This is a genomic window from Caballeronia sp., from assembly GCF_049581465.1.
GTDB lineage: Bacteria > Pseudomonadota > Gammaproteobacteria > Burkholderiales > Burkholderiaceae > Caballeronia.
The window spans coordinates 1-1969 of sequence record NZ_JBAUSA010000578.1; the positions used below are offsets into that span (position 1 = coordinate 1).

Annotated in this window: 3 protein-coding genes; all 3 read left to right on the forward strand. The window is 59.7% G+C overall.

The window, feature by feature from the left end; genetic code table 11:
- Positions 1 to 622, forward strand: a 622-nt coding sequence (locus WCA53_RS14235; protein WP_423911296.1) for a FadR/GntR family transcriptional regulator, incomplete at its 5' end; no start/stop codon positions are given.
- A gap of 108 nt (positions 623 to 730) precedes the next feature.
- A complete protein-coding gene (locus WCA53_RS14240) occupies positions 731 to 1516 on the forward strand; it encodes a class I SAM-dependent methyltransferase (RefSeq protein ID WP_423911297.1) in 786 nt (261 codons plus the stop codon).
- Between the two features lie 88 nt (positions 1517 to 1604).
- Complete coding sequence (locus tag WCA53_RS14245; RefSeq protein ID WP_423911298.1) at positions 1605 to 1886, forward strand: toxin-antitoxin system TumE family protein; 282 nt, start codon at positions 1605 to 1607, stop codon at positions 1884 to 1886.
- Positions 1887 to 1969: the final 83 nt, after the last annotated feature.

Sequence of the window (1969 nt, forward strand, 5' to 3'; positions counted from 1 at the left end):
ATTGATGCTCGCGCTGGGAGTCAGCCGCACCGTAGTGCGCGAAGCGATCTCCCGCTTGCAGGCCGGTGAAGTTATCGAAACGCGACATGGCATCGGCAGCTTCGTGCTGGAATCGAATCGCAAGAAATTGGGCAGCGACATGGTTCCGGCCACGACGTTGCGCGACGTCCTCTCCGTACTTGAATTGCGTATCAGCCTCGAAACCGAATGCGCCGGACTCGCTGCGCAACGTGCGCAGCCTCAGGATCTGGCGCGCATGCGTACAGCGCTCGACGCCATCGAAGCCACACGGCATACCGGCAGCGACAGCGTAGCGGCCGATCTCCAGTTCCATATTGCAGTGGCGAGCGCGACCGGAAATCGCTATTTCGTCGATATCCTCTCGCAGATGGGCACCGCGCTGATTCCGCGCAAACGGCTCGATTCGGCCGGCATCGCGCACGCCGATCCCAAGACCTACGTCTCACAGGTCAACGCCGAACACGAAAGCATTCTGGACGCCATCGCGCGACAGGATTCCGAAGGCGCGCGTGCGGCAATGCGCATGCATTTGTCGAACAGCCGGGAACGGTTGCGGCGCGCGAACAAATCCGCGGAAGAAAGCAGCGAACAACCGGGTTGACGGGTGACGAGACGGCCGACTAGATCGGCCGTTTTTTTACCGCAAGCGGGTTCGATCGACGCGCCCGGACTTTAAGCCTTGCGAAAACGAACGAGCACGAGCACAAACATGAACGACGCACAGGCTGGGATACATCATTCGGCAGCGGGCGGATACGCCCTCGGCGCAGACAGTTATGTGCGTGGACGTCCCGACTATCCGGCGGAACTGGGCGACTGGTTGCGCGAGCAACTTGGGCTGGCCCAAGGGAAAACCGTTATCGACCTGGGTGCCGGCACGGGCAAGTTCACGCCTCGGCTAATCGCGACCGACGCTCGGGTTATCGCGGTGGAACCCGTACCGGAAATGCTCGGCAAGCTATCGGTGTCGTTCCCACACGTGCAAGCGCTGAGCGGCACAGCCGCTTCAATTCCACTGCCCGATGCATCGGTCGATGCTGTCGTATGCGCACAGTCTTTTCATTGGTTCGCCACGCACGCAGCGCTGGCCGAAATTTTGCGGGTCCTGAAACCGGGTGGGAAACTCGGGTTGGTCTGGAATCTCCGCGATGCCAGCATTCCCTGGGTCGCGCGGCTCGACGCGATCGTCAACCGTGTGGAAGGCGACACGCCCCGCTATTACACCGGCGCATGGCGAAACGCGTTTCCGTTTGACGGCTTCGGCCCGCTCGCGGAACAGCACTTCAAGCAGCCCCATACCGGTTCACCGGACGACGTAATCGTCAATCGTGTCAGGTCGACGAGTTTTATCGCGGCGCTCGAGACCGGCGAACGCGCTGTGATCGATCGTGAAGTGAGAGCGCTGATCGCGTCCGAGCCGGCGCTTGCAGGCAAGGAAGTGGTGACGGTTCCCTACGATACAGCCGCCTTCTCGGCGGAAAAAATCGCGGTCTAAGACCGGGCGCTTGTATGCGACGTTGCGGTCAGTAACAAAGTGTGTTGGGGCAAATGACAACACGGGTGATGTTGTCATAATGTCCAACATGAAAGCCACCCTGCTACTCAAAGAGCGTCACGCAGTCAACAAGCAGGCTTTCGCCGAATTGCTCGTTTGGAAGGTACCTGATCCGTTGCGTGGGAGCGCTCACCTGTTCAAATACAGCCTTGCCTATATCGTCTTGGGCGAGTGCGTTTTGCGGTACGACAATGAGCGCGGCAAAGGGGATCATCACGTTGGCGACGTTGAAACGCCTTACTCTTTTTTGACACCTGCGCGGCTCCTCGCGGATTTTTGGGCTGACGTAGACAACTGGAGTCCATCATGAAAACCGTAACTTTGGGCGTCGCTTCGCGCGAGGCCGTCAACAAGCGGTTTCTGGCAGCGTTCGAAGGCAAGGCGCAAGGCGCA